Below are 21,737 nucleotides of genomic sequence, written 5' to 3'. Positions count from 1 at the left end.
ATCTGGTAGCAAGATGAAACTAGAAAGCGAGAGGCACACGCATGCCCGGAAACTGCGACGCGGCGACACGGCAGACCCTCGCAGGGGCGGGGAAGGGCGGCGACCCCACCCCATGCGCCCCGGCAGCCCACGACCCGGCGAACACGCGCCCGACAAAGGCGAGTTCCGCGGGCGGACGCACGGAAGGGAGCACGGACGGAAGCGCGGACCGGGAGGCCCCGGCGTACGTCCTGTCCCGCCGCGTCGTCACGCTCTTCGCCGTCGCCTGCGGTGCCGCGGTGGCCAACGTCTACTTCGCCCAGCCGCTCCTGGTGACCATGGGCGACGACCTCGCGATGAGTCCGGCACTGGTCGGCAGCGTGGTCACCCTCACCCACGTCGGGTACGGGCTGGGCCTGTTCCTCCTCGTACCGCTCGGCGACATCGCCGACCGGCGCCGCCTCATCGTGGTCCAACTGCTGCTCCTCGTCGGGGCGTTGGCCGTGATCGCGACCGCCCCCACCGCGGCGGTCCTGCTCGCCGGCATGGCCGCGACGGGGCTCCTCGCGGTCGTCACCCAGACGATGGTGGCCTTCGCCGCATCACTCGCCCCTCCGGCCGGCCGCGGCCGGGTCGTCGGCCTGGTCACCAGCGGCGTGGTCGTCGGCATCCTGCTCGCCCGCACCGCGTCGGGCGTCCTGGCCGACCTCGCCGGCTGGCGCTCCGTCTACGTCGCCTCGGCGTCCCTGACCGCGCTGCTCGCGCTCGTGCTGCACCGCGTACTCCCGCGCCACGTCGCCGCCCGGGCGTCGACCCTCGGGTACGGCCGACTCCTTCGCTCCACCGTCACCCTCTTCGCCCGCGAACGGCTGCTGCGACTACGGGCACTGTTCGGACTGCTGGTCTTCGCCTCCTTCAGCACGCTGTGGAGCAGCATCGCGCTGCCGCTCAGCGAGGAGCCGTACGCCATGTCCCACAGCGCGATCGGCGCGCTGGGGCTGATCGGCGTGGCCGGCGCCCTGGCCGCGACCGCGGCGGGCCGCCTCAACGACCGCGGGCTCTCCGGGCCTACCACCGGCACCGCGCTGGCGCTGCTCGCCGTTTCGTGGCTGCCGCTGGCATACACCCGCAGCTCGCTGTGGGCCTTGGCGGTCGGGATCGTCCTCCTCGACCTCGCCGTCCAGGCCGTCCACGTCACCAACCAGACCGTGATCTACGCACTGCACCCGGACGCGGGCAGCCGGCTGATCGGCGGCTACATGGTCTTCTACTCGATCGGCAGCGCCACCGGCGCCATCGCCGCGACCACCCTGTACGCGGCCGCCGGGTGGGGCGCGGTGTGCGTGCTCGGCGCCGCGTTCAGCTGCCTGGCCCTGGCCCTGTGGGCGTTCACCCGGAAGAGCACCCAGCCGGCCGCGTGACACCCGCAGCCCCGGCACCTGTCGGTCAGGCCGGGGCCAACCGGTCGGGCAGCTCGAAGAGCGGGAACAGCCGATCGGTGTCGCGGAAGAAGCTGATGCCGGTGATCCGGGACCCGGACGTTTCAAGGACCTGGAGCGCCCAGGGCGCGTGGCCGCCGCCTTCGGCCACCCGGTACTGGCCGAAGGCGGGAGCGCCGTTCGCCATGGTCGGGATCAGGCGGGAGTTCCGGCAGCCGACGGCGGGTCCCGTCAGCCACGCCCGGATGTCCCCGGCACCGCGCATCCAGGTCGCGTACGGCGGCAGCGACAGCGTGGCATCGACGTGCAGCAGCATGGCCAGCAGCTCCATGTCGTAGCGGGCGAACGCGTCGGCGTACCGTGCGGCCAGGGCCCGCTGCACATCGTCGGCGGGGCGAGCGGCCGGCTCCCCGCCGCCGGTGCCCCGGCGCGCGGCGAGCGTCGCGCGGGCGCGTTGCAAGGCGCTGTTCACGGCCGCGACGGTGGTGTCCTGGAGTTCGGCGACTTCGCGTGCCGAGAAGCCGATGACCTCGCACAGCACCAGGACCGACCGCTGCGTGACGGACAGGTGCTGGAGTGCGGCGACGAAGGCCAGGCGGACGGACTCGCGGGTGGCCGCGGCGGCCGCCGGGTCCGCCGCCTCGGCCGACTGCGCGCGGGCGTCGGGGAACGGCCCGACCAGCAGCGCGTCGTCGAAGGCCGCGCCCGGCCCGGTGGCGCCGCTGACCGGGGACGCCAGATCCATCGGCAGGGCCCGGCGCCGGGCCGCGGCCAGCGCGTCGAAGCACACATTGGTGGCGATCCGGTAAAGCCAGGTTCGCAGCGCCGAGCGGCCCTCGAATCGGTCGGCGCCGCGCCACGCCCGGATCATCGTCTCCTGCACCGCGTCCTCGGCCTCGAACGCCGAGCCCAGCATGCGGTAGCAGTAGCCGGTCAGTTCCGCGCGATGCCGTTCGAGGTCGTCCTGCCCCACGGTGCGCCCGGTGCCTGACATATGCGCCTCACCTCCCGGCTCTCGCGGCCTTCGTGGCATTTCTCGATCTGCCTTTGTCCGCTTTGGTCTCGTGCATCTCTCGCGGTCGGTCATCGTAGGCAGGGCCCCACAACGCCCACAAACCCGCTCGGGTTGGCCCGGCCGCCGGGCTAGGGCTCGACCTGCCACAGGGCTCGACCTGCCACCCCGGGTAGAGCCGCCGTTCCCGTTCTACGACGCGCCGCGTCCGAGTTCCGCGAGGCGGCCAAGGGCGGGGAGGGCGTCCGCGATCGCCCGGCGCTGCTCGGCGGTCAGCCGGGCGATGAGCGGCGCCAGGTGGCGGGCGCGGTCCGCGTGCCGCGATCGGCCGATCCGCCGGCCGGCCTCGGTGATGTGGACCAGTACGGCGCGCCCGTCGCCCGGGTCGGGGCGGCGTTCCACGAGGCCGTCGCGTTCGAGGCGGGTGACCAGCTGGGTGATTCCGGGCTGGCTGATCTGCTCGGTCCTGGCCAGTTCGGTCAGCCGCATCGGGCCGCCGCCGAACGCGAGGGTGTCGAGCACCGACAGCGTCGTGAAGGGCAGCTTCTCTAGCATTGGGAGCCGGATGTAGAAGCGGTTGAAGTTCTCAACCGCGGCCGCGAAGGCCTCGACGTCCAGCTCGTCCGGCTCGGCTTCCGGCTCGACGCACGGCTCGACATTCGGTTCGGCGTCGCGGTCCGCGTCCGGTTCCGCGGGGCGGTCGTTCGAGGTGTGGTCCACGCCGAAAAATATATCGCACACTTATTTAAGTTGCTTATGCTGTTGGCGTGGGCGCGCCGCGGACCCGAGGTCCCGCGGTCCGCGCGCCTCGGCATGCGGCCGCGCGCCCACCCCCTCGTCGGCGCAAGGAGAGGAACCACCATGACTGTTCGTGTCGGCATCAACGGATTCGGCCGCATCGGCCGCAACGTCTTCCGCGCGGCAGCCACCCGGGACGCGGACCTGGAGATCGTCGCCGTCAACGACCTCGGCGACGTGCCGACGATGGCCCACCTGTTGGCGTACGACTCGATCCTGGGCCGCTTCCCGGGCGAGGTCACCGCGGAGCCCGGCGCGATCCGCGTCGGCGACAGCACGGTCACCGTCCTGGCCGAACGCGATCCGGCCGACCTGCCCTGGGGCGACCTGGGCGTGGACGTCGTCATCGAGTCCACCGGCGTCTTCACCCAGGCCGCCAAGGCCCGCGCGCACGTCGACGGCGGCGCGCGGAAGGTCATCATCGCCGCGCCCGCGAGCGGCGAGGACATCACCGTCGTGCTCGGCGTCAACCAGGACGCGTACGACCCCGACCGGCACACGATCATCTCCAACGCCTCGTGCACCACCAACTGCCTGGGCGTACTCGCCAAGGTCCTGCACGATGCCGTCGGCATCGAGTCCGGGATGATGACCACCGTCCACGCCTACACCCAGGACCAGAACCTCCAGGACTCCCCGCACCCGGACCTGCGCCGCGCCCGCGCCGCCGCGCTCAACATCACGCCGACCTCCAGCGGAGCGGCCAAGGCCATCGGCCTGGTCCTGCCCGAACTCCAGGGCCGCCTCGATGCGTTCGCGCTGCGCGTACCGGTCCCCACCGGCTCGGTCACCGACCTGACCGTCACCACCGGCCGGCGCACCACCGTGGAGGAGATCAAGGAGGCGTACGCAAAGGCCGCCGCCGGCGCGTACCGGGGCCTGCTGTCCTACACCGAGGCGCCGATCGTCAGCACCGACATCGTCAACGACCCGGCCTCGTGCATCTTCGACGCGGAACTCACGCGCGTGCTCGGCCCGCAGGTCAAGGTCGTCGGCTGGTACGACAACGAGTGGGGCTACTCCAACCGCCTCATCGACTTGGCACTCCTCGTCGGCGGTGCGCTCTAAGGCGGGTATCAGGCCGTGATCAATCTGTGGGAGGGAGTCGATCCCGGTCTGAGTCCGGTCGCCTGACAGGGAGACCCTTGTGCGCGACCTGCAAGGATGGCGCCATGTTGCAGGTTTGCCTCAACGGAGCTCGAAGCCGTGCCGAGTGCTCCCATCTGCCGGTGACCGCCGACGAGCTGGCGGTGGCGGCCCGTGAGGCTGTCGCCGCCGGCGCCGAGGACGTCCATCTGCATCCCAAAGATCGCGACGGTCAGGACACGCTGGAAGCCACCGCCGTCGCCGCCGCTGTGAGCGCGGTGCGAATTGCCGTCCCAGGTGTCCCGGTCGGGGTCACGACCGGTGCATGGGCCACGGCGGACGCTCATGCCCGTGCCGCGCAGGTCCGGTCCTGGACCGTGCTACCTGACCACGCCTCCGTGAACTGGCACGAGGACGGCGCCGCCGATGTCGCCGCGGCCTTGCTGGACCGGGGGATCGGCATCGAAGCCGGCATCTACTCCGGTACTTCCGGAGCACAACGGTTTCTGGACTGGCCCGGATCCCGCCGAGTCCTGCGCGTCCTGGCCGAGATCACCGAGGCCACTCCGCAGGACGCGCTCCATGCCGCAGCCGGCTTGCTGGATGAACTTGAATCGGTTGCCTCGCCGATTCTCCTGCACGGCGAAGACACCGGCGCATGGCCCATTCTGCGATTTGCGGTCTCCCGCCGCCTGGATACCCGTGTCGGCCTGGAAGACGTACTCCACCTCCCCGACGGCGCTCCCGCCCCGGACAACGCCGCTCTCATCCGCGTGGCACGCGAGATCATTCAGGGCACACCCCAGGGCGCGCCATAGCGAGCGTTGTTCCTCGAGGCTGAGAGATTCTTCGGAGAGCTGCTTCCTGCACCGCCGGGCGTTCTGCCGCTTGCGGCTACTCGCCCGTGTGGCCGTCGATGCGCTCGCGGAGGAGGTCCGCGTGGCCGGCGTGACGGCCGTACTCCTCGATGAGGTGGATGAAGATCCAGCGCAGGCTGATCTCGGTGCCGCGCACCGGGTCGACGTACGTCTCGTCGAGCGACCGGCCCGCGGCCGTCGCGCGCACCGCGTCGAGCTCCCGCAGGTACGCGTCGAAGGCCGCGGCGGGATCCGCGCTGTCGACCGCGTCGAAGTCCGTGTCCGGGGCCTCCTCCGTGTAATAGAGGTCGGGGACGTCGTCCTGCCCGGCGAACCGCTGCCGCCACCAGTTGCGTTCCACCTCGGTCAGGTGCCGCACCAGGCCGAGCAGTGACAGGCCGGACGGCTCGACACTGCGCTGCCGCAACTGCTCGGCGGTCAGCCCGGCGCACTTGTTCAGGACCGTCTGCCGCAGGAAGTCGAGGTGGGACTCCAGCAGGAGCCGTTCGTCCCCGACGGTGGGCACGGCGACGCGGGGTTGCGCGGGGGGTGCAGTCCAAGTCATCGGGACATGATGCAACAGTCCGGCGGCACCGTACGCCTGTCAGTGCCCGCCGTTGCCGGTCTGGTAGCCGGCCGGCCAGAGGACGCCGCCGTTGATGTGGGTGGCGAAGAAGAACACGAACATCCGGCGCAGGGCGCCCCGTTCGATGTCGCGCTGGGACTCCCCACGGCGCACAGGAACCGGCCGTGGCGCGGCGGTTCCGGCGCCTGCCTGCTCGGGCGCGGCGGATCCGACGGTCGCGCCGTTGGGCGTGTCTCGGGGGCCGGGGTCTGGGGCACGCCCTCCGTTGAACACGGTGCGACGGCGGGACAGCGGGCGGCGTGCGGACCAGCGTGCCCCAGTGCGCAGCGAACCGGTCGTTTCGGTATGCGCGGCGACACCTGGTATACGCGCCGGGATTTCGGGGCTGGACCCGGCACCTGCGGTGGAAGTGTCGGTCGCGGAGAATCGCCGTGGGGCAAATATTACTGACAGGTAGACGTGGTGGCCGAGTCAGCCGCCCGCCTCGCCGAACCACTTCGCGAGGTGTTCGCGCAGGTCCTGCCGGTCCCCGCCGACCCAGGCGACGTGGCCATCCGGTCGGAGCAGCAGCGCGGGGGCGTCGCCTACGTCGAGGTGTTCGCTCGCGTCGATGACGTCCGCGACGTGGTCGACCCGGTCGGCCCAGCTCTCCGCCGAGAGCCTGCCGCCGGTCTGGTCGAGGAGCAGTCCGCGGCCGGAGTGCATGAGCGAGTAGAGGCGCCCGTTCTGCCGCAAGCCGACGTCGCGCAGGCGGCGGCCCAGGAGTTCGTGGCCTTCGCCGAAGTCGTACCGGACGCCGACCGCGGTGATCATCTCGGTGACGTACCGGTTGACCTCCTCAAAGTCCATGAGCCTGCCGAGCAGATCCCGCAGCGCGGTCGGGCCCGGACCCGCGCCCAGGAGGGTCATCTGCGCGCGGGTGTTCTCCAGTACGCGGGCGCCGACCGGGTGGCGTTCGGCGTGGTAGCTGTCCAGCAGGTCTGCCGGTGCCCATCCGTCGACCGCGGCGGCGAGTTTCCAGCCGAGGTTGAACGCGTCCTGCACGCCCAGGTTGAGTCCCTGCCCGCCGGTGGGCGGGTGGATGTGCGCGGCGTCGCCCGCGAGCATGACCCGGCCGACGCGGTAGCGCTCGGCCTGCCGGGTCGCGTCGCCGAAGCGGGAGAGCCAGCGCGGCGAGTGCGCGCCGAAGTCGGTGCCGGCGTACGCGCGCAGCTGCCGCTTGAACTCGTCGAGGGAGGGTGCGGCCGCACGGTCTTCGGCGACTCCTTCGGCGGGCACGAGGACGCGGTAGATCCCGGCACCGCCCTCCGGGATCGCGCCGAACCGCAGTTCCGTCCTGCGGACCTCGTCGACGACGGCGGCGATGGAGGCGGGGTCCTCGGTGAGTTCCATGTCGCCGAGGAGGGTCTCGACGGCGGACGGTTCGCCGGGGAAGCCGACGCCGAGCCGCCTGCGGACGGTGCTGCGGCCGCCGTCGCAGCCGACGAGGTAGCTGGCGCGCAGGCGGGTGCCGTCGGCGAGTTCGGCGGTGACGCCTTCGTCGTCCTGGTCGAGGCCGACCAGTTCCGCGCCGCGGCGCAGGTCGGCGCCGAGTTCGCGGGCGTGTTCCTCCAGAAGTCGTTCGGTGACGGGCTGCGGGGTGGCGAGGCCGTACGGGTGCGCCGTGTCGACGGTGTCGGGCCACGGCTTCATGACCCCGCCGAAGAACCCGCCGACCTGGAACTTCTCGCTGACGGCGGCGAACCGGTCGAGCAGGCCGCGCTGGTCCATGATCTCGACGCTGCGGGCGTGCAGGCCGCGGCCGCGGGACTGGCCGGTCGGCTCGGTGAGCTGTTCGAGTACGACTACGTGGACGCCGTGCAGCCGGAGCTCGGCGGCCAGCATCAGGCCGGTCGGGCCGCCGCCGGCGATGATCACGTCGATGGTCATGTGGGGTCCCCCAGGGACACGGAACGTGCTGAAGCTGGACGTCGGGGCCGGACGGACGCAGCGAGCGCCCGGGTGTACGCGGGCAAAATCTGACTATTTCCATGAATCGGATTTCGCCAGTTTCCGGCCTCGGTGCGCCATTCTGTGGGACGACCGGGGCCTTGCCGCAAGGCCCCGGGTGCGCTATATCTTGAGTATGGCGAGGAGTTCACGACTCCTCGCCTTTGTCGTGCCGCCGCTTTGTCGTGCCTGTGCGTATTAGCCGCGCGCCCGCGTGGCCGGGCACCGCCGGGCCGGGGGCGCCGGCATGTTAGTTCGTTTCGCGCGACACTGATGCGGGCGGGCGTCCGGGTGGCAACTGAACGCTCCGCACGTCCACTCCGTGTGCGAGTCCCGTATAAGCAAGTTGTAGTTCTTGCTACGAACTAATATTATTCGTAGTACGAACTCAGTTGTGCGCTGGAGAGAATCGGTTGTCGCCGCGTACCACCCGCCGACAGCCTCACCACCCCCGCGCGCCTCGCTCCGCGTCACAAAAAGGGGAACGCACCTGTCCATACCCCAACTCGTCTTCGGCTTCGGCGCGCACCCCGAGATCGGCGATGCGCGGTCGACCGCGGCGACTTGAGCCGCGTACTGAGCCGCGCAGCGGGGCCGAGCGAGCGCTCAGCCGGCGAGGCGGTGGGCCAGGGCCAGGAGTTCGGGGAGGCGCAGCACGCGTCCGTCCGAGCCTGGGAGCGGCACGTGCAGGGGCGCGGTCCAGGCGTCCGGTACGGCGTCGACGCCGTGGACGGCTCCGGCCAGGCCGCCGGTGACGGCCGCGACGGTGTCGGTGTCGCCGCCCAGGTCGACGGCGGCGCGTACCGCGTCCGTGAAGCCGGCCGTGGTGCGCAGCGCCCAGACCGCGGATCCCAGGCAGGGCCAGACGGCGCCGTTGAACTCGGTGGCCTGGGAGGGGTGCCAGTCGGGGGCGAGGACTGCGGCGTACCGGTCGCGGTGGTCGGGGTGGACGTGGTGGGCGAGGGTGTCGGGCAGTGCGGCGAGGGGGTCGCCGCCCTCGAGTGCGACGCGGACGAGTTCGTGGAACACGGCCGTTCCTTCCCAGGCGGCGCGGTCGCCATGGGTGAGGGCGGCGATGCGGCGGGCGGCGTCCATGGTGGCCTGGCGTCCGGCCGACGCGAAGTACACGGCGGAGGTCGCGGCGCGCATCAGGGAGCCGTTGCCCGCGGCGTACATGTTGGTCTGGAAATGGATCGCGGCGGCTAGGTCCCAGGGCATGCCGTTGGTGAGGACGGCCTCGGTCTGCAGGCCGATGTCCTTGGGGTCGGCTGCGGCCCACTGCTGGAAGCGGTCGAAGATGTCGGGGAGTTCGAGGCCGCCGTGCTCCAAGAGCGATTCGGCGACGAGTACGGCCATCTGCGTATCGTCGGTAGCCTCGCCCGGGTCCCAGCCGCCGCCCCCGCACATCTCGTCGGCGGCGCCGGGCTCGGGGAAGCGTGCGGAGAACGCGCCGGGGAGCCCGAACTCGAACGGAGCGCCGAGCGCGTCGCCGACCGCAGAGCCGACCACCACCCCCTGCGCGCGACGCAGGCGGTCCGAACCCACGGTGTCTGCCACCCCCGGACACTATCGAAGCCCCCAAGCCGTCTGGTCCAAGGCGGGGCCGCCGGTGGGTTGCCGAGGTCAGGTTCGGCGACTCTCCGGGAGGACCACCGTGGACATCGTGCTCATCGGCGGCTTGTGGCTCGACGGATCGGCATGGGACGACGTCGTGCCGGAACTCGCCGCCCTCGGCCACCGTCCCGTGCCGGTCACCCTGCCGGGGCAGGGGGACGGTGCGGCGTCCGCGACGCTCGACGACCAACTGGCGGCGGTGCTTGCCGCGGTTGACGCGGCGGCCGGAAAGCCTCTGGTGGTGACCTCGATTCGGGCCACTGGCCGGTGGTCACCCGTCCCCGCGAACTCGCCCGCGTCCTGGCAAAGGGTGCCGGCTCCTAACCGGACACCGGCGTGCAGTCGATGTCGGTCGCAGGTGCGGTGTACGCAAGGTGCGCCGGCAGTCGACGTACCTGACCCTGGCGTCACCGGCGGCCGCCGCGTGGTCATCGGCTCGACCGGCGCCGACTCGGCACGTCGGCCGTGACTGCGATGGGGTTGATCTCCTGCGGGCGGTGACGGGCGAGAGCGATGGCGGTCATCGCGGTGACCGCCATTGCGGCGATGCCGACCAGCGCCGCGGTGGTGTAGGCGTCGTCGTCCGGGAAGAGACGACCGGTGTCGGTGCCGGCGGCCAGGATCAGGCCGCCTGTCGCGCTGCCCAGGGAGTACCCGACGCTGCGTACGACGTAGTTGAAGCTCATCGCGCTCGACGTCTCGCTCTTGGGTGTGACGGCGAGGATGACGCCGGGCATCGCGGCCGAGAAGCCGCCGACGCCGAAGCCCAGCAGGCCCATCGCGACGAGCAGTTCGGCCAGGTTCGACCGGGCCGCGGCGAACATGACGAACCCGCTGCCGACCACGGCGGCGCTGCCTGCCAGGAGAAGGGGCGCGTCGATCAACGTCCGCACCCGGGGCGTGAGCTTGCCGGCGACGAACCCGAGCACCGAGAACGGGACGAGGACCAGTCCGGCGACGAAGGTGGTCAGCCCGAAACCGTAGCCGGCGCCGTGCGGCGTCTGCGCGTACCGCGTGATGAGCGTGAGCAGGAGGTACATGCCGCTCCCGCCGACGAACATGGCGATGTTCGCACCGGCGACCGCCGGGTGCCGTACCGCCCGGAGCCCGACCAGGGGCGCCTTGCTGCGCAGTTCGGAGGCAGTCCAGACGCAGAGCAGGAGCACGGCGGCGACGGCGAGGATGATCGCCGTGGAGAGGTGACGGCTCCACAGGGTCCTTTGGCCGGGCAGGAACAGGACGAGGAACAGTCCGCCCGCCAGCACGAGAGCGCCTGCCACGTTCACGTGGCCGGAGCGGCCTTCGGGAGCCGTGGGTATGGAACGCCAAGCGGTGAGGAAGGCGACGGCGGTGACGAACAGACCGAATCCGTAGGCGGCCCGTACGCCGCCGATCTCGGCGAGCAGTGCGGTGAGCGGGTAGCCGACGCCGGCGCCGATGACCGAGACCACCGAGATCAGGGCGATCGTCGCCGCGCTGCGCTCCTCGGGAAGATGGTCCCGGGCCACGCCCATCATCAGCGCCGTCAGACCGAGCCCGACGCCTTGCGACGCCCTGCCGATCAGCAGCCACACGAACGGCAGCGGCAACACGGTGAGCGCGCCGCCGGCGACGACGATCGCCAGCGTTGCAAGGATCGTGGCCCGCCGGTGTGGGCCGGCTCCGAGCCGGCCCAGGACGGGCGTCGCGACGGCGCCGCTCAGCAGCGCGGCGGTCAGCGTCCACTGCGCAGTGTCGAGCGAGACGTGGAACGTGGTCGCCACACTGGTGATCAGCGGCGTCCCGAGGCTGCCGACCACCGCCACGACCAGGGCGACGAACAGGAGGGCGGGGACGAGCAGCCGCACCTCGGAGCGTTTCGGGGCGTGCCCCGTCACCGCTTCGGCCCTTCTCGGTCCCGGCTTTCGAGCTCTGCCAGGTGCGCCAGCGCCGGAAGCGCCGCCACCAGGGCCTCGACCTCGTCGTCGGCGAGTTGGTCGATCAGCCGTGCGAACGCGTCGACGCCGGCTTGGTGCCGCGTCTGAACGTACGACGTGCCGGCCTCGGTCAGACACACCAGCGTGACCCGCTTGTCGGACGCGTCGCCCCGCCTCTCGACCAGTCCGGACTCCTCCATGACCCGGACCAGGACGGTCATCGCGGGCTGGGTGACCCCCTCGATCGCGGCCAGATCGGTGATCCGTCGCGGGCCGGACCTGTGCAGGGTGGCCAGGGTGGCGGCGGAGGTGATGCTCATGTCACGCGGAAGGCGTCGTACAGCTCTGGTGGCCAGCCCGTAGAGGGCCGACCCGATCGCGGTGGAAGCGCCCCGAGCGGCGTCTTGACGGCTCATGCGTGAAGCATAGGATATTTATATGAATCCTCTATGCATCTCACGCCCCCAACGCCGCGCAGACATGCGGTGCGTCGCCACGCTGCGCGGACCGGAAAGGCTCCGACTCGACGCGTCTGGATCCATCACGCCCGACACGGTGAGGGCCGTGGCCTGAGACCGGGCCGACGCGCTATCCGTGGGGCCATCACCCACCGCGCGCCGGCCTTCGACCACATGCCCGGTGATCCGTCGCCGGGATCGATCTGAGTGCTTTTTCGACGCCGGACGTATCCGGCCGAACACAGGAGATTTCCATGGCCAAGGGCTACTGGGTCAGTGTCTACCCCGCCACCACCGACCTCGAGAGGCTGGCCGCGTACGACAAGTTGGCCGGTCCCGCCGTCCGGGCCGGGGGCGGGCGCGTCCTGGCCAGCGGCGGCCGAGTCGTCGCCCACGAAGCCGGAATCACGAAACGCGTCGTTGTGATCGAGTTCGACAGCTTCGAACAAGCCGCCGCCGCATACGAGAGCGAGGAATACCAGAAGGCGCTGGCGGCCCTCCCCGACGGCTTCGAGCGCGACTTCCGCATCATCGAAGGCCTCGCCTGACCGGCCCCAGCCATCGCCGAGCATCCCTGGCCAGTTCGCTTCCGTGCCCAGAGCGGGTCCTCGCACCCCGGCCGCCGCATGCACCTCGGGGTCGGTCCGAGTCGTGGCGACAACGGCTCAGGTGGCCCGGCGGGGCCGGGCCACCTGGGGAGCGCAGGGCATCAGGCGGGTTGTGGGGCGGGCGTTGCCGGGGCGGATGCGGCCCCCTGGCGGGTCTCGCGCATCATCAGCAGGCCGTTGACCGCCATCGCCGTTGCGGTCAGGCCGTGTATGCCGAGCGCGGTGGCTGCGGAGCCGTCGTGGGCGAACACCGTGGTCATGTCTCCGTACGCGGCCGTGGCCTCCACCAGCAGCACCCACGCCAGTGCCCGGCGATGGCCCGTCACCAGCAGGATGGCCAGGACCAGGGCCAGGACGACGTCGCGGATTCCCTTGACGATCAGGAAGCCGCCGCCGTCGCCGGACGGCGGGTTCGGCAGGCCGAAGCCTTGTGCCGTCGTCTCCGGGTTCAGGATGAAGTCCGTCCCGAACCAGAGGATGAAGAGGATGAACGCGGCGGTCAGGACGGTGTTGATCTTCTTCAGCGTCATTTGGTCTTTCCCCTGTACGTCTTGGCGGGCTTGGTGAGTTGATCGGGGCGGCCGAGGACGTGCCGGATGTCGCGTACCGCCGCGGGGGCCGCGGCTCAGGTGAGGGCGGTGGCCAGCAGGGCGAAGGCGGCGAGGATGACGGCGAGGCGGACGTAGTGGTAGCGGCCCCAGCGGTTCAGCTGCTCCTGCCAGTCGTCGGGCCGGTTGTCGGGGGTCCAGGTCTTGTTCCGGTTGTTGATCGGGACGAGCAGCAAGATCGACATGATCACGCTGAGGACCAGCAGCCCGCCGGCGGTGACGACGAGGCCGGTGCCGTGGTCGCCCCATCCGGCGGCGGCCCAGCCGGCGACGAGGGCGACCGAGGTGATGTACCAGACCGGCATGACGGCGCCGAGCATCCGGCCTCCGTGAGCGTGGCCGAGTTGGCGGCTGTCCTCCGGGAGGGCGTCGAGGATCCGGTTCATGACGAAGGCGACGGAGAACTCCACCCCCACCATCACGCCGACGACCACGGTGGTGACGACCTGGAGTGCGTTGAGCATGGTGATCCTCCCGGATCTAGCGCTGCTAGCTGATGAGGCAACGCTAGTACTACTGCCGCTCGAATGTCTAGCGGTGCTAGGATCGGGGCATGTCGGTACAGGAACGCAAGCAGCGCGAACGGGTGGAACGCGAGCGCCTCATCGTGGCGACGGCCCGGGAACTCGCCGAGCAGCAGGGCTGGGACGCGGTCACCACCCGCCGCCTCGCGGAGCGCATCGAGTACAGCCAGCCCGTCCTCTACAGCCACTTCCGCGGCAAGCGCGAGATCATCGGCGCCGTCGCCCTCGAGGGCGCCGCCGAGTTGGCGGCGGCGGTACGCGCCGCGACCTCGGATGCGAACGGCCCGCGCGAGCGGGTCACCGCCCTCGCGCACGCCTACCTTGACTTCGCCGCACGCAACCCGGCGGTCTACGACGCCATCTTCCAGCTCGACGGGGGCCTGGCCTTCGCGCAGGAGGACACTCCGGCGCCGTTGAAGGATGCTTTCGCCGCGCTGCTGGAGAGCCTCGCCGAGGTCGCCGGGAACGGCGTCGAACCGGGGCTGTTCACCGAGCTGTTCTGGGCGTCCCTGCACGGGCTGGCGACCCTGACCCGGGCGGGACGGCTGCCGCCGGAGTACATCGGGCCGAGGGTGGAACTGCTGGTGGACCGGCTCGCCGTCGTGTGACCCGAGCGCGGTGGGCCGCGGGTCGGGTGCTACTCGTCGTCGGCCTGGACGACGTACGGCAGGCCTGTCCCGCGCAGCAGTTCGTCGAGGCGTTCGCGCTGGTCGCCGTCGAAGACGGCTTCGACCGTGCGGGTTCCGTTTTGCGTTTCGAACCCACGCGGGGGCGGGGCGGCGCGGAGTCGGGCCAGCATGCTGCGCACTTGCTGGACTTCCTCGTCCGTACGGACGGTCACGCGCACGAAGGTCTCCATCAGTCCATCGTGACCCAGCCGGTGAGGGTCGGCGCGACGGGCAGGCTGGGCTCAAGCGGTGGGCTCAAGTGGTGGCCTCAATCCCGGCCGTCGGCGCCACGTCGGGGGCGAAGGTGTCGCGGAGCGCCTGGGCGAGGGCGCGGATCGCCGGATGCGGTGCGGCTCCGGCGCGGTGGGCGAGGCGGGTCTCGCGGGCGAGGGGGAGTTCGGTCAGGCGTACGGCTGCGACGGTGTGGGGCGGCGTATCGGCGATGCCGAGGCGGGGGACGAGCGCGACGCCCTGGCCCGCGGCGACGAGCGCGAGTACAGCGGTGAAGTCGTCGATGTGATGCCGTGCGGTGGGGGTGAATCCGGCGGCTTCGCACGCCCGGACGGTCATGGTGTGGCAGAGCGTCCCGGGGGTGGCGAGGATCCACGGCGCGTGGCGGTGTGCGGTAAGGGGGTTGTCGGCGGGCGGGCTGCCGGCGGTTTCGGCCATGCTTCCGCTGGCCAGGTAGAGGGGCTCGCTGAACAGAGTGGTGGTCTGGACGCCCGGCGCGGAGGGCGCGGGGGCGAAGTCGTAGCGGTGCAGCAGGGCGACGTCGAGGTCGCCGGTGCGCAGGCGGTCGGCGGCCTGGGCGGGGTCGAGTTCCGCGACGTGCGGTTCGAGAGCGGGATGGTCGCGGGCGAGGCGGGCGAGCACGGCCGGGAGCAGGGTGCGGGCGGCGGACGGGAAGGTGCCGATGCGCAGCGGTCCGGCGGGTGCGCCGCGGAGGGCCGCGAGTTCGGCGGCGGCCTGTTCCAGGTGGGCGAGCACGGTGTCGGCGTGCGCGACCAGGGCGGTGGCGGCGGGGGTGAGGGTGACGCTGCGGCCGGTGCGTTCGAGGAGCGGTACGCCGGCTTCGCGTTCGAGCGCGGACAACTGCTGCGACACGGCGGACGGGGTGAAGGCGAGCGCGTCGGCGACGGCGGCGATGGTGCCGCGGTGGGCGAGTTCGCGGAGGAGGCGGAGGCGGCGTACGTCCAGCATCAGGTCATCTTACGGTCAGCTGTGGAAAGGCGAACTGGATCTATCGGATGCGGTGGGCCAGGCTCGTCGCATGACGAATGTCGGCGCAGATGACAGCAGTCTCGACCTCAACCTGAGGTTGAGTGTTCATGGCGATGGTCTCCAGGCCGGTCCCCAGGCCAATCCGCAGGCCAGTCCCCAGGCCAGTCCCGAAGGCGGCGGCAGCGGGTGGCTGCGCGGGATCTTCGTGCCGTTGGTGACCCCGTTCGACCGCGACGGGACGCGCGTGGACGCGGCGGCGCTGGAACGCCTCGGCCACGAAGTGCTCGACGACGGCGCGGCCGGGATCGTCGCACTCGGCACGACGGCGGAGGCGGGCGCGCTCGACGCCGCGGAACGGCGGAAGGTCGCGGACGTGTGCGCGCGGGTGTGCGCGGACCGGGGCGTACCGCTGGTCGTCGGCATCGGCGCGAACGACACACGCAAGGCCGCGCAGGAGCTGGCCGCACTGACGGACGCGGCATCCGGTCCGGCACTTGGTGCAGCACCAGATGCGGCCCTCGGTGTGGCGCCCACGGCGGCGCTCGTGACGGTCCCGTCCTTCACGCGGCCCTCCGAGGCGGGCGTGGTCGCGCACTTCGCGGCCCTGGCGGCGCACAGTCCCGTGCCGCTGGTGATCTACCACATCCCCTACCGCACCGGACGCGCGCTGTCCGCGGAGACCCTGCGCGAACTCGCCCTGCTGCCGGGCGTCGCGGGGGTCAAGCACGCGGTGGGCGGCGTGGACGCGGACACCGTCGCGCTGCTCGGCGACCCGGCGGCGGTCGGGGGCGGCGGGTTCGCGGTGATGGCCGGGGACGACCTGTACGTCTCGCCGATGCTGGCGCTCGGCGCGTCCGGCGGCGTCCTCGCCTCCGCGCACCTGGCCACCGCCGCGTTCGCGGCGCTCGCCGACCGCTGGGAGCGCGGCGACGCCGCCGGGGCACGCGCACTGGGCCATCGCCTGGCCCGGCTGTCGGCCGCGCTGTTCGCCGAACCGAACCCGGTCGTGCTCAAGGGCGTGCTCGCCGCGCAGGGCCGCATCCCGCACGCGACGGTACGCCTCCCGCTGCTCCCCGCCGCGCCGGAGAACGTCACCGCGGCGCTGCGCGCGCTCGACGACGTGGACCGGGGGCTCGGCGAGGCCGAGGCGGCCGCGTAGCGGAGACCTTCGGCGCCCGCCGGAGAGCCGCTCGGAAACCGGGCACGTCGGAACCCGGCGCGTCGGAACCCGGCACGGACGAACGCCGCGCCGCGCTGGGTGAACCACCGCCTGCTCAGCGCCGGTTCCGGTTCTCCGGCCGTCGGCCGCCGGTGCTCGCCGCGCCGCGGTCGGCGGCGTCGAACCGGGCCAACGCCCGGGCGCCGGGCAGCAGCGCGGCGGTGAGGCTCCGCAGTTGGTCGCGGTCGAGGCCGCCGACGGCTGCCGCGGTCTCGTCGGCCGCGTCCCGGGCTATCTCGTCGGCGACCGTGTCGAGGGGCGTACGCGGGCCGGTCTTGCTCACCGCGCCCGCCGCCCGGGCCGGAGTCAGGAGCGCAGCCGCCTGGAGGACGAGCCAGGCGGGCACGCCCGCGGCACCCTGCGGCGGCGGCAGGTACGGCCGCGCACCGCTGTACCGGCGGTCCTCGGCGAACGCCGGCTGCTTGACCTTGACGACCGGACGCCCGCCCCCGCCTGGCCCTTCCGACGGCTTGCGCGCTCCGGCCTCACACCATTCCCCCGCGGGCTTGACGACGTACCCCTCGGCGAGATTGCCGTCCAGCTCCGGAAGTCCGAACCGGCCGGGGACGAGCGTCGGAAACACGCGCGGCAGATCGTCCAGACTGTGCCGCGGACCGTACGCGAGCAGCGGTACGCAGGCGAGCCCGGCCGTGGCCGCTAAAGTGCGCAGGGTGCGGTCGGCGATCCAGATGCGTCCGTCCGCAGCGTCGACAGAAGCAGCAGAAGCGGCAGAAGCGGCAGAGGATTCGACGGTCGCGTCGAACAGCAGCCAGTGCAGGCCCGGCGCGTACCAGACACCGGTCTGCACGGGGTCGACGCCGGGTTCGGCCGGGACGTCCGGGTGGGGGTAGGCACCGCCGGCGAGTTCCCCGTACAACGTGACCACCGGCGCGGGATCCGCCGCGGCCGCGCCGTCACCGTCGCCGAACCCGTCGAACCCGTCGAACCCGTCGAACCCGCGTGCGACGCGCAGTGTTGCGGCGAAGCGTTCCGCCGCCACCGCCAGCGCGGGCCAGATGCGGCTGACGCCGAAGAACGCGTCGAGGTCGTCGTCCCCGAGGAGTTCGCGGCGCTTGGCGGGCCGGGCCCCGGCTGCGTCGCAGACAACGGCGAAGTGCGCGCCGTGGACCTTCTCGGCGGCCGCCCATTCGCGGACTCCGGACGCCGATGTTCCGCCCCGCGCCGGGATCTTCGGGTACGGCCGCAGCACCGGACCGTGCGCCGCGGCCCCGACCGCATCCGCGCCTGCTGCGGCAGCCGGTACAGGGGTGGGGGCGGCGTCGCTCATGCGGGTGATCGTGGCCCGCGCGGCGCGTTGCGGGCAACAGGGTTGTTCCGTCGCGCGGTTCACGGCGTCGGCGTGTCGGCTCGGATGCGGGCGGGGCGTCGGGGTTGAGTCGGTGGCAGTGCAGGGCGTACGGGAAGGCAGGGACGGCGCGTGGTGGCGGAGTGGTCCGGTCCGACGAGGCGTGCGGTGCTGGCGGCGCTGGCCGCCGTCCCTCTGGTGGGATGCGGGGACGGCAAGAATTCCGGATCGGCGGCGAAGTCGTCCGCGTCCCGAACGCCCGGGTCGGGAGCCTCGCAGGGCACTGCCGCGCCGTCGCAGCGGCCGGGGGCCGCGCCTGCGCCCGCCGTCATGCCGGTGCCCGCCGAGGTCTTCGCCGAGTTGGAGCGCGCGCACGACGCGCGGCTGGGCGTGTTCGCGGTGGCGACCGGCACGGGGGCGGCGCTGGCGTACCGGGCGGACGAACGCTTCGCGTTCTGCTCGACGTTCAAGGCGCTGGCCGCGGCGGCCGTGCTGCGGCGCAGGCCCGTTTCGGACCTGGACGAACGGATCACCTTCACGCGCGAGGAGGTCAACTCGATCTCCCCGATCGCGAAGGACCGCGTGGCCACCGGGATGACCGTCCGCGAACTGTGCGACGCCGCCGTGCGGTTCAGCGACGGTACGGCCGGGAACCTGCTGATGCGCGAGGTCGGCGGACCGCCCGGGCTGACCGCGTACCTGCGCGGACTCGGGGACACCGTCAGCCGGATGGACCAGTACGAGCCGTACCTGAACGAGGATCCACCCGGCGATCCGCGCGACACCACCACGCCGCGTGCGATCGCCGAGGACTTCCGGCTGCTCGTCCTCGGGGACGAGCTGCCTGCCGACCGGCGCGCCTTGCTGCGCGACTGGCTGGAGCGCAACACGACGGGAGACAAGCGCATCCGCGCCGGGCTGCCCGTCGGCTGGAAGGCGGCGGACAAGACGGGGACGGGCGACTACGGGCGGGCGAACGACGTCGCCGTCGTGTGGCCGCCCGTCGCCTCACCCACGACCTCGACCTCGACCCCGACCTCGGGCCCGGGTCCGGGGCCGATCGTGCTGGCCGTGATGTCGGACCGCGTGGGGTACGACGCCGAGCCGGACGAGTCCTTGATCGCGGCGGCGACCGCAAGGGCCGTCGCGGGCCTCGGCGGCGCGTCCGGGTAGTCGCGGCTGCCGAACGTCGTTTCGGACGCTGTCACATCGGCTGCGCCGGAGGCGTCAATGTGGTGACGGCGTGCGACGGAGGAATGTGACCGATGGGCGAGGACGGTTTTCTGGCGGCCCGGTTCGCGGGGGAACGCGCGCGGCTGCGGGCGGTGGCGTACCGCATGCTCGGCTCCTCGGACGAAGCGGACGGTGCGCTGCGGGAGGTGTCGCGGCGGCTTGGTCGTACGGATGTCCGCGGCGTCGAGAACCTGTCCGGCTGGCTCACCGTCGTGGTGGGCCGCGTGTGCCTGGACCGGTTGCGATCACGGGATGCGGCGGCGCCGGAGTCGTCGCGCGGTGAACGTGCCTGGGACGAGCGTACTTTCGGCCCGGTCGACCCGGAGGAGACGGCGCAGCAGGCCGACACCGCCGTCGTCGCGCTGCTCGCGGCGCTGGAGTCGGTGTCGCCCGACGAGCGGCTGGCGTTCGTGATGCACGACGTGTTCGCGCTGCCGTTCGACGAGGTGGCCGACGTGGTGGGCGGTACGCCGACGGTGGCGCGGCAGCTGGGGTCCGGTACGCGCCGCCTGCTCCAGAGGGAGTCCGCCGGCCGCGTCGGGCCGGCCGCGGATCGGGTGCGCCGTCGCCAAGTCGTCGAGGAGTTTCACGCGGCGTCCCGGCAGCGGGACTTCGCGGCGCTGCGGTCGCTGCTGGACCCGGATGCGGTGCTGCGCACCGACACCGCCGCGGACGAAGGAGCCGGCGCGCTCGGCCTGGTGCGGGGTGCGCGGGCGGTGGCCGAAGCCTTCGCCGCCCACATCCGCGCCCACGTCAGCGCCACCGTTGACGGCAACGTCAACGTCAACGTCAACGCCCAAGACGCGCGCGTCGCCACCGCCTTCGTCGACGGTGAGCCGGGCCTGGTGTGCGGCCCGGCGAGTCGGCCGACTGCTGCGTTCGCGTTCACGTTTGCGCGCCACAGCGGTCGCGTGACGTGTGTCGACGTCCTCGCCGACCCCGATCTCGACCGTCTCGCGGAACGCGACGTCTTCGTGCCGGGGAGCCGGTCGGTAGTGGCCGGTGAGGGCGGCGCTGGTGTGGACGCGGATCGGCGGGTGGTGGACGACGACGAACGCGGGCAGGTGGGGGCGGTTGCCGAGAGCTTCGTCGAGCCAGGTGAGTCGGGCGACTCCGAGGTGTCCTGAGGGGTCGTGGCCGGGACGGGCCCGGCCCGCCCGGTCCGAGCGTGGGTTCGGGGGCGGCCGGTCGGTGCGTCGGCAGGGACGGCGTGCCGCAACCGGTCCAGGGAATCCAGCATTAACTGGTCCAGTCTTATGGACCGGTCGGGGCGTAGCGTCGTGGGCATGACGACGCTCAACCACTTGCTGCAGGTCACGCCGCCGTTCGTCCCGAACGGTGCCGAGGCCATGACCATGACCGTCGAACTGCCGCCCGGGGACCCCGGGACGCCGCCGCACCGGCACACCGGCCCGGTGTTCGGGTACCTCCTCGAAGGGGAGATGGTGTTCGAACTCGAAGGGGAGCCGGAGCGGGTGATCCGCGCGGGCGAGGCGTTCTGGGAGCCGGGCGGCGACGTGATCCACTACCAGGCGGGCAACAACCTGGCCGACGGGTGGACGCGCTTCGTCGTGGTCATGCTCGGCGTTCCCGGCGAGCCGATGCTGACGCTCGTCGACGAGGCGGAGCTGCGGGCGCGGCGTGCGCTGCGGGCCCCGCGTCCGGCTGTTCACGCGGGGGAGGAGTGACCGTGCACGTGTTCCTCGCGGGCGCGACCGGCGCCGTCGGCCGCCTGCTGCTCCCCCTTCTCGTCGCGGACGGCCACCGGGTCACCGCGCTCACGCGCCACGAGTCGGGCGCAGCGGCCGTCCGCGCGGCCGGGGCCACGCCCGTGCTCGGGGACGTCTACGACGCGGCCGGCCTTGCGCGGCTGCTGCGCGCGGCGTCCCCCGACGTAGTGATGCACCAGCTCACCGACTTGAGCCGGGGCGACGTGGGCGCCAACGCCCGGATCCGGACCGCCGGTACGCGCAACCTCGTCGACGCCGCCCTGGCCTCCGGGGTGCGGCGGATGGTCGCGCAGAGCATCTCGTGGGCGTACGAGGCGGGCCCGGACCCTGCGGCCGAGGACACGCCGCTCGACACCGCCGCGCCGGGACCGCGCGGGACCAGCGTCGCCGGGACAGTCGCGCTGGAGAGCGCGGTGCGGGAGCTGCCGGAGTGGGTCGTGCTGCGGTACGGGCTGCTCTACGGCCCCGGCACCTGGTACACCCGCGACGGGTTGACGGGCGAGCGGGCGCGGGCGGGAGAGCTGGCCGCCGACGCGGACGTCGGCAGCTTCGTCCACGTTGCGGACGCCGCGCGGGTGGCGGCGCTCGCGCTGGGGTGGCCGGCGGGGACGACCGCCAACGTGGTCGACGACGAGCCGGCCGCGGCCCGAGAGTGGGTGCCGGTGTTCTGCGACGCGGTCGGCGCGCCCCCGCCGTCGCCCCCGTTGCCGTCCGCGGAAGGGCGTACGGGCTGGGCGCGTGGTGCCGACAACGCCTACGCGCGCAAGGAGTTGGGCTGGGAACCGGAGTACGCGTCGTGGCGTACCGGCTTCCGCACCCTGTGAACGCGGCGGCCGCCGAGGGCGTACGGCTCGGCGGCCGCCTCCGCGGGTGGCGCCGCCAGTCC

The 21,737-nt window shown here is 72.4% G+C and carries 23 protein-coding genes and 1 pseudogene; 11 read left to right on the top strand and 13 right to left on the bottom strand.

Features of this window, described 5'->3' with window-relative positions; all coding sequences use genetic code 11:
- Nucleotides 1-41: 41 nt before the first annotated feature.
- Complete coding sequence (locus tag ACWD12_RS32150; RefSeq protein WP_450102512.1) at nucleotides 42-1,400, top strand: MFS transporter; 1,359 nt, start codon at nucleotides 42-44, stop codon at nucleotides 1,398-1,400.
- Nucleotides 1,401-1,425: 25 nt separating this feature from the next.
- On the opposite strand, the gene ACWD12_RS32145 is transcribed toward ACWD12_RS32150, so the two are convergent.
- Both ACWD12_RS32145 and ACWD12_RS32140 read right to left on the bottom strand, forming a co-directional pair.
- Complete coding sequence (locus ACWD12_RS32145) at nucleotides 1,426-2,412, bottom strand: RNA polymerase subunit sigma-70 (protein ID WP_450102511.1); 987 nt, start codon at nucleotides 2,410-2,412, stop codon at nucleotides 1,426-1,428.
- Between the two features lie 210 nt (nucleotides 2,413-2,622).
- A complete protein-coding gene (locus ACWD12_RS32140; RefSeq protein WP_450102510.1) occupies nucleotides 2,623-3,150 on the bottom strand; it encodes a MarR family winged helix-turn-helix transcriptional regulator in 528 nt (175 codons plus the stop codon).
- Between the two features lie 141 nt (nucleotides 3,151-3,291).
- Here ACWD12_RS32140 and gap point away from each other — a divergent pair, with 141 nt between their 5' ends.
- Together gap and ACWD12_RS32130 are read left to right on the top strand one after the other, a co-directional pair.
- Complete coding sequence (gene gap, locus ACWD12_RS32135; protein WP_450102509.1) at nucleotides 3,292-4,296, top strand: type I glyceraldehyde-3-phosphate dehydrogenase; 1,005 nt, start codon at nucleotides 3,292-3,294, stop codon at nucleotides 4,294-4,296.
- Between the two features lie 104 nt (nucleotides 4,297-4,400).
- The gene (locus ACWD12_RS32130) at nucleotides 4,401-5,132 is read left to right on the top strand and encodes a 3-keto-5-aminohexanoate cleavage protein (RefSeq protein ID WP_450102508.1); all 732 of its coding nucleotides are present in this window, start codon (nucleotides 4,401-4,403) and stop codon (nucleotides 5,130-5,132) included.
- A 76-nt stretch (nucleotides 5,133-5,208) separates the two neighbouring features.
- On the opposite strand, the gene ACWD12_RS32125 is transcribed toward ACWD12_RS32130, so the two are convergent.
- From ACWD12_RS32125 to ACWD12_RS32110, 4 genes are all read right to left on the bottom strand, one after another.
- Nucleotides 5,209-5,736 (bottom strand): DinB family protein, encoded by a 528-nt coding sequence (locus ACWD12_RS32125; RefSeq protein WP_450102507.1) that lies wholly within the window; start codon nucleotides 5,734-5,736, stop codon nucleotides 5,209-5,211.
- Nucleotides 5,737-5,775: 39 nt separating this feature from the next.
- A complete protein-coding gene (locus tag ACWD12_RS32120) occupies nucleotides 5,776-5,910 on the bottom strand; it encodes a hypothetical protein (RefSeq protein WP_450102506.1) in 135 nt (44 codons plus the stop codon).
- Between the two features lie 318 nt (nucleotides 5,911-6,228).
- Nucleotides 6,229-7,686, bottom strand: coding sequence for a rifampin monooxygenase (gene rox, locus ACWD12_RS32115; protein ID WP_450102505.1), 1,458 nt, complete (start codon nucleotides 7,684-7,686; stop codon nucleotides 6,229-6,231).
- A gap of 666 nt (nucleotides 7,687-8,352) precedes the next feature.
- A complete protein-coding gene (locus ACWD12_RS32110; RefSeq protein ID WP_450102504.1) occupies nucleotides 8,353-9,303 on the bottom strand; it encodes an ADP-ribosylglycohydrolase family protein in 951 nt (316 codons plus the stop codon).
- Between the two features lie 97 nt (nucleotides 9,304-9,400).
- Here ACWD12_RS32110 and ACWD12_RS32105 point away from each other — a divergent pair.
- Nucleotides 9,401-9,604, top strand: a pseudogene (locus ACWD12_RS32105) (alpha/beta fold hydrolase); the annotation flags it as partial.
- Nucleotides 9,605-9,788: 184 nt separating this feature from the next.
- Here ACWD12_RS32105 and ACWD12_RS32100 read toward each other — a convergent pair.
- Nucleotides 9,789-11,237, bottom strand: a complete 1,449-nt coding sequence (locus ACWD12_RS32100) for an MFS transporter (protein WP_450102503.1) — start codon at nucleotides 11,235-11,237, stop codon at nucleotides 9,789-9,791.
- On the bottom strand, nucleotides 11,234-11,692 hold the full coding sequence (locus ACWD12_RS32095; protein ID WP_450102502.1) for a MarR family winged helix-turn-helix transcriptional regulator: 459 nt from the start codon (nucleotides 11,690-11,692) through the stop codon (nucleotides 11,234-11,236). Before ACWD12_RS32095 ends, ACWD12_RS32100 begins: the two co-directional genes overlap by 4 nt.
- Nucleotides 11,693-11,988: 296 nt before the next feature.
- Here ACWD12_RS32095 and ACWD12_RS32090 point away from each other — a divergent pair, with 296 nt between their 5' ends.
- On the top strand, nucleotides 11,989-12,282 hold the full coding sequence (locus tag ACWD12_RS32090; RefSeq protein ID WP_450102501.1) for a DUF1330 domain-containing protein: 294 nt from the start codon (nucleotides 11,989-11,991) through the stop codon (nucleotides 12,280-12,282).
- A gap of 161 nt (nucleotides 12,283-12,443) precedes the next feature.
- On the opposite strand, the gene ACWD12_RS32085 is transcribed toward ACWD12_RS32090, so the two are convergent.
- Both ACWD12_RS32085 and ACWD12_RS32080 read right to left on the bottom strand, forming a co-directional pair.
- On the bottom strand, nucleotides 12,444-12,872 hold the full coding sequence (locus tag ACWD12_RS32085; protein ID WP_450102500.1) for a DUF4267 domain-containing protein: 429 nt from the start codon (nucleotides 12,870-12,872) through the stop codon (nucleotides 12,444-12,446).
- A gap of 95 nt (nucleotides 12,873-12,967) precedes the next feature.
- A complete protein-coding gene (locus tag ACWD12_RS32080; protein ID WP_358360180.1) occupies nucleotides 12,968-13,414 on the bottom strand; it encodes a DUF1772 domain-containing protein in 447 nt (148 codons plus the stop codon).
- Between the two features lie 89 nt (nucleotides 13,415-13,503).
- On the opposite strand from ACWD12_RS32080, the gene ACWD12_RS32075 reads away from it, so the two are divergent.
- On the top strand, nucleotides 13,504-14,082 hold the full coding sequence (locus ACWD12_RS32075) for a TetR/AcrR family transcriptional regulator (protein ID WP_450102499.1): 579 nt from the start codon (nucleotides 13,504-13,506) through the stop codon (nucleotides 14,080-14,082).
- A 29-nt stretch (nucleotides 14,083-14,111) separates the two neighbouring features.
- Here the strand turns inward: ACWD12_RS32075 and ACWD12_RS32070 are convergent, their stop codons facing one another.
- Nucleotides 14,112-14,333, bottom strand: coding sequence for a hypothetical protein (locus tag ACWD12_RS32070; protein WP_450102498.1), 222 nt, complete (start codon nucleotides 14,331-14,333; stop codon nucleotides 14,112-14,114).
- A gap of 64 nt (nucleotides 14,334-14,397) precedes the next feature.
- On the bottom strand, nucleotides 14,398-15,342 hold the full coding sequence (locus ACWD12_RS32065) for a LysR substrate-binding domain-containing protein (RefSeq protein WP_450102497.1): 945 nt from the start codon (nucleotides 15,340-15,342) through the stop codon (nucleotides 14,398-14,400).
- A 70-nt stretch (nucleotides 15,343-15,412) separates the two neighbouring features.
- Here ACWD12_RS32065 and ACWD12_RS32060 point away from each other — a divergent pair, with 70 nt between their 5' ends.
- The gene (locus ACWD12_RS32060; RefSeq protein WP_450102496.1) at nucleotides 15,413-16,522 is read left to right on the top strand and encodes a dihydrodipicolinate synthase family protein; all 1,110 of its coding nucleotides are present in this window, start codon (nucleotides 15,413-15,415) and stop codon (nucleotides 16,520-16,522) included.
- A 115-nt stretch (nucleotides 16,523-16,637) separates the two neighbouring features.
- Here the strand turns inward: ACWD12_RS32060 and ACWD12_RS32055 are convergent, their stop codons facing one another.
- Nucleotides 16,638-17,870 (bottom strand): RNA ligase family protein, encoded by a 1,233-nt coding sequence (locus ACWD12_RS32055; protein ID WP_450102495.1) that lies wholly within the window; start codon nucleotides 17,868-17,870, stop codon nucleotides 16,638-16,640.
- Between the two features lie 150 nt (nucleotides 17,871-18,020).
- On the opposite strand from ACWD12_RS32055, the gene bla reads away from it, so the two are divergent.
- From bla to ACWD12_RS32035, 4 genes are all read left to right on the top strand, one after another.
- Complete coding sequence (gene bla, locus ACWD12_RS32050; protein WP_450102494.1) at nucleotides 18,021-19,061, top strand: class A beta-lactamase; 1,041 nt, start codon at nucleotides 18,021-18,023, stop codon at nucleotides 19,059-19,061.
- A 92-nt stretch (nucleotides 19,062-19,153) separates the two neighbouring features.
- Nucleotides 19,154-20,248, top strand: a complete 1,095-nt coding sequence (locus ACWD12_RS32045; protein WP_450102493.1) for a sigma factor — start codon at nucleotides 19,154-19,156, stop codon at nucleotides 20,246-20,248.
- A gap of 159 nt (nucleotides 20,249-20,407) precedes the next feature.
- Nucleotides 20,408-20,809, top strand: a complete 402-nt coding sequence (locus tag ACWD12_RS32040; RefSeq protein WP_450102492.1) for a cupin domain-containing protein — start codon at nucleotides 20,408-20,410, stop codon at nucleotides 20,807-20,809.
- A gap of 2 nt (nucleotides 20,810-20,811) precedes the next feature.
- Nucleotides 20,812-21,675, top strand: coding sequence for an NAD-dependent epimerase/dehydratase family protein (locus ACWD12_RS32035; protein WP_450102491.1), 864 nt, complete (start codon nucleotides 20,812-20,814; stop codon nucleotides 21,673-21,675).
- The last annotated feature ends 62 nt before the right edge of the window (nucleotides 21,676-21,737 follow it).

This window comes from Streptodolium elevatio (genome assembly GCF_053592165.1).
The sequence above is the reverse complement of the archived record's forward strand: the minus strand, read 5'-3'. Positions and strand labels throughout refer to the sequence as shown.